The sequence below is a fragment of the Halovenus aranensis genome, from assembly GCF_900100385.1.
GTDB classification, from domain to species: Archaea; Halobacteriota; Halobacteria; order Halobacteriales; family Haloarculaceae; genus Halovenus; species Halovenus aranensis.
The window spans coordinates 1-6,341 of record NZ_FNFC01000035.1 but is presented as its reverse complement, the minus strand read 5'-3'; the positions used below and the strand labels follow the sequence as shown (position 1 = coordinate 6,341).

The following is a 6,341-nucleotide window of genomic DNA, read 5'->3' as shown; positions in this document are numbered from 1 at the left end:
CCTCGAGTTGCCCGTGCGTGAACGTCACTTGATACGTGACGAGTGTATCGAGATCCTCGAAGGAGTGTTTGAGCTTGAAACGGCCGTGGTAATCGTCTCGTTCGATCCAGCCGTCGTGGACTCGGTTCCGACAGCCGGCCATGTAGAGGAGATCTTCCTCGCCGACGTCGTCACGGCTCGCGTATGGCCGGTCTTCCGGCGGGACCGCTTCGGTGTGCCACTCCTCTTCGAGGAGCCGACCGTCCGCCGTAATCCGAAATGTGGTCATGGTCGGTCGATCGATGCCTTTCGTCTGCCAGTCGACGTCCTCGGCAGGAGCAAGCCCGTCGGGGTACTCCGGTAAATGGACGTCGTCGTAGAGTTCGACTGTATCGAATAGTCCCATTGTTGTCCTCCATTGCGGGACCAGGAGTCGAACCTGGGCCTCGGGGATATGAGCCCCGTGGACTGCCATTATCCTATCCCGCAGCACACAATTCGGAACTCACTCATGGACATCTCTCAGTTCTCCACAGCTGTCCGTCCCTCAGTTTCGTCGGCTGGAAGTGAGAGGTCTCGGACTGTTGGAGAATGCTCCAGCCCGGATTCGAACCGGGGGCTCGGCCGTGAGAGGGCCGTGAGTTTGGCCGCTACTCCACTGGAGCGGGTTGGCCTCGTCTGGAACGGATCGTCCGCCAGTGGATGGATGGCGGTCACCTCGTTCCGTGGAAGTATGCGCCGTCCTCGGTGACGCAGATTTTCACGCTTCCAATCGTGTCGATGGACGTTGTTTCACCGAGCGGGACGTGACGGAACGCTTCCTCCTCGCAGGTAGGGCAGACATTCGTTGTCATGACGCCGCGACCCGGATTCGAACCGGGAGACCGATAGCAGACGGCCACGGCATAGCAGGCCGCTGGGTTCCCCAATACCCAGTCACGGCACAGTGATCCGACGAGGATTCGAACCTCGGTCCTGTGCGCCCAAGGCACAGATCGTCGTCCGCTGGACCATCGGCTCACGGGACTGCCGAGCGTTCGGCAGCTGATTATCTATCTGTACGATTTTCCAACTGCGCAACCGCGACCGAGTAGTCGTGGTTGCGCGTCTCATTGCGGGGGCGTACTTCGGGTGTTCCCGGGAATACCACACCGGCTCATGTAGGTTGCAGACCCTGCTGGGCCCAGCATCGTCGGAACGATCCAGCTGACCGCACCAACGGGCTGCCTACCTCGATGGGTATCCCCACGTGGCCACGCCACGCATCCACGCCGACGCCGGGATTTGAACCCGGATCACGGCCGTGACAGGACCGTATGCTCGCCGGATTACACCACGTCGGCATGTCGCCCCGGCCGGAATCGAACCGGCGACCTCCGGATTCAAAGTCCGGCGTCCCTCGCCAGCGGAGACTCCGGGGCTCGACGTAGCCGCAGCTCTCGCTGCGGGGCTGTTGGCTAACGACTTCCGTACGCTCAGCGCGGACGGAGTCCGCTCGCTCCTGTATCGAACGAACGGAAACCAATCAGCCGCGAGCCTGGCATCCCGCACTCGCATCAGGCTGTGTCCTGAGCGAGTACTGGGCACAGGCAGGCGGCAATCCCGTGTTCCCCGACCCGTGACGGGTAGTCCGTATGGGGGCCGAGTTATGCGGGTGAGAGTGTCCGGACGTCGCCGGATTGCGTCGAACTCTCGTATTCGAAGTCGACGTGGATCCGGCGGTTTGCACCCGGGCTCTTCGCACGCTGACCTTGTAGGCACTCGCCGAACACGGGACCCGCGGCTAAGCGAGAACGAGCACGCCGCGGGGTGAGGCGAGTGATGATCATCGTGTTGAACTCTCTCGATTTGAGGGGTGTATCGGACGTCAGCCTGGAATATCGTGGCAATTGTATTAAAATTAGTTAGGGTGTGTTACCCACAGGCACGGCAGTCACACTTCAACAAGCGGTTGCACACGATGTTTATTGCTCTAATATCGGCTGTCGTCGATAGCCGGACGCTGGCCGGTGTTCTCGGTTGGACCCACAGAAACTATTTACACCAACCTGCTCTCTGTGGCGATAGATGAGTGGCCGATCGCCGGTCCGGTGCTAGCCGGGAGCCCAGTCACACGGCGTGACTGACGGTTCTCGGTTAGATACCAATGACCGAGAATACCGACTCAAACGAATCTCAGAAGCCAGGGAGTGCACACAGCGGGTGTTCCAACCACACCGAACAGCGATCATCCACTGGATGCCAGGGTAGTGGTGCTTCCCCGCAGTGCGATGCGTGTGACACCACCCAGTACGACAAACTCCACGAAGTCTCTCTTGGTGAGCGGGCGTATGATGTGTGTGGAGATTGCCTCCAGTTCCTCGTTGACGACGTCGAGGAGTACCACTGGTGGGACCGCCTGACTGAAGCGCACTACAATCGCGCTGCCGAGTTTCTCCGCTCCCTTGATGCAGTCTGGTGTGTCAAAGATCAGGCCTACGCTGGCGGGGAACTGTGGGTCCACACGCCCTATTGTGACGCTGCCGTCGTCAGAGATGTGTGTGACCACTTTGGGTTCCAGATTCGCTGGTTTAGCGTTGTCTACCCGGTTGACGATGGCTTCGAGTGCGTCTCAGAGCATGGGCCCTGTATCGAGATCAACCTCACGTTTACAGCCCACCGTTCGAATCCACTCCCGATTGAATACGACATTCAGAATGACGTGACGTACCACGAGATCGAGTGGCTCGATGAGTATCGGCGCCTGTTCACGTCACCTCTCGAGTAGTTTGACTCGCAGATCGAATTGTCTCTCCGAAATACGTTTGTGCAAACGCCTCACCATTTGACGACCCACACTGAGCGTCCGGTATCTGTATTCCATCCTCACCGATATATTTATAAACACATCGGTGGGATTGGAATATATGAGAGAAGCGGAGCTACGGGTAATCGACTGTTTGCGGGATCAGTCCTACTCTGTTGGCGAATTAGCCGATGCCATCGATAAAAGTCAGAGCTGGACGTCGGAGGTCGTTGGCGACCTCGAAAACGCCCATCTTGTAGACCGAACTGACGGCGTCCAACTGGCCCCCACATACGAAGCATCACTGCTTGCCGAGCTCCTCGACCGCTACGCACTCGAGAACGTGCTGATAGGGACGAAAGAGGACATCTTGGGTGCGCTGCTCGACGGTCCGAAGACGATTTCGGAGTTACAAACACAGGGGTTCGCCAAGTCCACGCTCTACAAGCATTTGAACGAGATCCAGGAGACGGGTGCGATCGCACACACGGACGACGGGTATGCTATCACCGATGACACGCTTCGGTCGTTCCTCGAAGCGAGAACCCGAACGACACCGTTCGAAACCGAATATCGCGCGAACGGCGACCGACTGGTCGCAACGAGCAAGGACACCGTCGATGGGACGCCGACTGCGTTCTCGGCGTTCACTCGCTACGGTGTTGACTATCACCCAGCGAAGACCTACGTCTATCAAGGTGATCGGTCGCTGGGACTCGAGGAGGTTCTGATCCATGCGGTGACCGTCGCTGAGAACAAGAAACAGATGGCGATGGCTGGCGTATTCTATCTGACCCACCGCGCGAGCCTCGACGCCAGCGACCTGTGGCGGCTCGCAAACAGGTGGGAGTGCGTCGAGAAATGGGCAGATCTCTTTGCATACATCGACCAGCGGGAGGTCCACCACGATGAGCTCTTTCTCCCGTGGGAGGAATTCATCGATCTCGCGAACGATTATGGGGTCTATCCGCGCGGCCAACATCCGGAAGATAGCCTTCGACGGGGGCTCGAAGAGCTTGGCGACCACCTGGAGACGCCTGTCGACGTGTATCTTCTCGGAGGCGGCAACCTCATTCTGCGTGGGTTGAAAGATTCGACGAAAGACGTCGACATCGTCGTTGAGGACGGACAGACGTTCTTTGCAATCGCCGAAGCGCTTCAGGACCTGGGATACGAGGAGCGTAGTGACTTGGAAGCGGCATACAACCAGCTTGATCCCAGTATTGTGCTGGAGAAGGAAGGGTTTCCGCGCTGGGATATTTTCGTGGAGGCGGTCGCCGGCCAGCTCCAGTTGACGCCGGCGATGATCGAGCGGTGCGACCAATCATTCGAGTACGGCGATCTTCACGTACATCTGCTCTCGCTGACCGATATCTTCGTGTTCAAATCGATTACGGAACGCGAAGGCGATCTCGAAGATGCCGCACTGATCGCCAGACAAGCCGACCTCGACTGGGAGAGCATCTTCCGAGAGATCAAGACCCAGGAAGATCGCACTGGCCAATTCTTCTCGTTTGCTGTGCTCGATACGCTCGATGTCCTCGACGAGCGACACAATATTGTCGCGCCAATCACGGACCGGCTCGTCTCGTACTGTCTCGAGAACGCGCTACTCGTCTCGTTGGACGCCCCGAAAACAATCGAAGACCTCCGAGAAGAGCTAGATTTCCCCGATCACCAGATCTACAACAAACTCCGGAAGCTCGAAGAGGAAGGACAGATCATCGTCGATCGTAGCGGTCGGCTCAATACGTACCAGCGAGCTGAATCAACTGACCGGTAACGCTACACCAAGAGTGAACTACCCCACCCTACTCGCTCACGGCTACCGCCGTTCGCTCCTTGAGGGTGGGGCTTCCTGTTTCAACGACGCACTTTGCATCCACGACGTTGGACGACCCACCAGTCGTGGACGTAGGGAGTGCAGTCTCTGCAGGCGTCACTTCGGCGTGTCCCAAACCTAGCTCCTGAAGACCGCGTTGAAGCACGTTATACGCGGCGTTCTCGTCACGGTCAGTCTCGAACCCACAGGTCGGGCAGGAATGCTCGCGCACCCACAACTCCTTCTCAACCTCGACACCGCACTCGGCACACTCTTGCGTCGTGCCTTCAGGTTCGACTTTCACGAAATGTGTGCCCCCTCGGTCGCACTTGTATTCGAGGAAGTCGATGAACGTCCGCCACGACGCCGACGCTCGGTTCCGACTGTTCGACGGCAGTTGCATCATCCCGTGAACGTCGAGGTCTTCCACCGCTAGAGGTCGTACTCCCGAGCGTAGTACGCCGACAACTTGTGCAGGAAGTCTCGACGCTTCCGTACGATGCGGGCGTGGATGCGGGCCATGCGGCGGCGTTGCTCGTGCCAGTTCTGTGAGCCTTCCTGTTTGCGGCTCAACGCTCGCTGCTCGCGTTTGAGCCGCTCGTACTCGGATTCGAGGTCAAGACTGCCGACCATCGTGCTGTCGGTGTCGTGGGCGTACTTGATGATGCCCACGTCGATGCCGACCATATCTTCACGGTCAATCTCGTCCAACGCGGGTTTTTCGGGCGCGTCATCTTCCGTTTCGATGCCGAAGATGGCGTACCACTCGCCCGATTTCTCCTGCTTGACCGTGACTTGTTTGACGCAGGCGTCGTTGGGGATGTCGCGGTGGAGGTGTATCGGCATCTCACCTATCTTAGAAAGAGAAAGCACGGTCTGGTCACTCGTGTTGTTGAGTTCGAAACCAGACTGGTTGTAGGTGAGACTCCGATACTCTCGCGGACTCTTCCACTTCAGCATCCCGACCTTCCGCCCGTTCTCCTTCTTCTCCTTGAGGCGGTCGAGGTTGTCGCTGACGCGGCGGGCAACCATCTGCAACACTTTCGAGTACACATCGTTCAACTCCCCCCACCAGTCTTTCAGGTCGGGGAGCATATTCTGCATCGCTGTGTACGACAGGTACTCGTCTGTGTTGCGGAGTTCGTACAGGTAGTGGTTATCAGTTCTCGGTAATCCGATTATCTTTATTAAGACGCACCCGTGAAACCAATTCCGTGGATACCGGAGTGGGAATCGGGTTCAACCGGGACGCAGTTATCTCGTACTATCACCATCTTGATTGTTCTTGTGGTTTGTGTCACGTTCCTGATTTTCCTCCTGCTTCGGGACCGGTTTGACTCGGAGTTCGCCGAAGCCGTACTTCGAGTGGTTGCCGACGCGAGTGATCCCGTTCTTCGCTGTTTCGACCGGGCGATCACCCTCATACCCGACGACCACACCGTGATCGATGGTCTCCAACTCGTAGACGTCGCCACCTTCGACGACCTTCTCTAGGCGGTGGCGTAACTGTTCTTCGCCGTCGACGCTCCACCACCACGGGACATCGACGTTGTTCGCGGCTGGGTACTCTGACCGGAGCACGAACGGCGTGACGAGTTCGAGGATGTACGCTTCACCCTCTTCGAGCCGCGAGTAGTCCAAGTCCTCCAGATCAACGACCTCGGTACTTCCCAATCGAGAATTCGGAAGCCGAGTTGAGTTGGTATGAGCCGTTCAATCTCGGAACGGTAGCTGGCTGAATCGAAGCATCGGTCT

General features: G+C 58.0%; 4 protein-coding genes, 6 tRNA genes and 2 pseudogenes. 2 read left to right on the top strand and 10 right to left on the bottom strand.

The features are described 5' to 3' along the window. The 8 genes from BLR34_RS16270 to BLR34_RS16245 form a co-directional block, all read right to left on the bottom strand. Positions 1-385, bottom strand: a 385-nt coding sequence (locus BLR34_RS16270; RefSeq protein ID WP_092704914.1) for a hypothetical protein, incomplete at its 3' end; no start/stop codon positions are given. A gap of 12 nt (positions 386-397) precedes the next feature. After that, a tRNA-Met gene (locus BLR34_RS16265) sits at positions 398-468 on the bottom strand. 103 nt (positions 469-571) lie between these two features. Beyond that, positions 572-644, bottom strand: a tRNA-Glu gene (locus BLR34_RS16260). Between the two features lie 48 nt (positions 645-692). Beyond that, positions 693-833, bottom strand: coding sequence for a hypothetical protein (locus BLR34_RS17180; protein WP_176765364.1), 141 nt, complete (start codon positions 831-833; stop codon positions 693-695). Between the two features lie 2 nt (positions 834-835). Continuing rightward, positions 836-922 (bottom strand) — tRNA-Ser (locus BLR34_RS17175). A 4-nt stretch (positions 923-926) separates the two neighbouring features. After that, positions 927-999 (bottom strand) — tRNA-Pro (locus BLR34_RS16255). Positions 1,000-1,248: 249 nt separating this feature from the next. Further along, positions 1,249-1,322 (bottom strand) — tRNA-Asp (locus BLR34_RS16250). A 3-nt stretch (positions 1,323-1,325) separates the two neighbouring features. Beyond that, positions 1,326-1,401: transfer RNA gene (locus BLR34_RS16245), tRNA-Gln, on the bottom strand. A gap of 724 nt (positions 1,402-2,125) precedes the next feature. On the opposite strand from BLR34_RS16245, the gene BLR34_RS16240 reads away from it, so the two are divergent. Together BLR34_RS16240 and BLR34_RS16235 are read left to right on the top strand one after the other, a co-directional pair. Continuing rightward, complete coding sequence (locus tag BLR34_RS16240) at positions 2,126-2,746, top strand: hypothetical protein (protein WP_143414206.1); 621 nt, start codon at positions 2,126-2,128, stop codon at positions 2,744-2,746. A gap of 139 nt (positions 2,747-2,885) precedes the next feature. After that, positions 2,886-4,547 carry a transcriptional regulator gene (locus BLR34_RS16235; RefSeq protein ID WP_092704910.1) on the top strand — a complete coding sequence of 554 codons (1,662 nt, stop codon included), beginning with the start codon at positions 2,886-2,888 and terminating at the stop codon, positions 4,545-4,547. Between the two features lie 28 nt (positions 4,548-4,575). Here the strand turns inward: BLR34_RS16235 and BLR34_RS16230 are convergent. Both BLR34_RS16230 and BLR34_RS16225 read right to left on the bottom strand, forming a co-directional pair. Continuing rightward, positions 4,576-5,774: pseudogene (locus BLR34_RS16230) on the bottom strand (RNA-guided endonuclease InsQ/TnpB family protein). A 66-nt stretch (positions 5,775-5,840) separates the two neighbouring features. Next, a pseudogene (locus BLR34_RS16225) lies at positions 5,841-6,260 on the bottom strand (hypothetical protein); the annotation flags it as partial. Between the last annotated feature and the right edge of the window lie 81 nt (positions 6,261-6,341).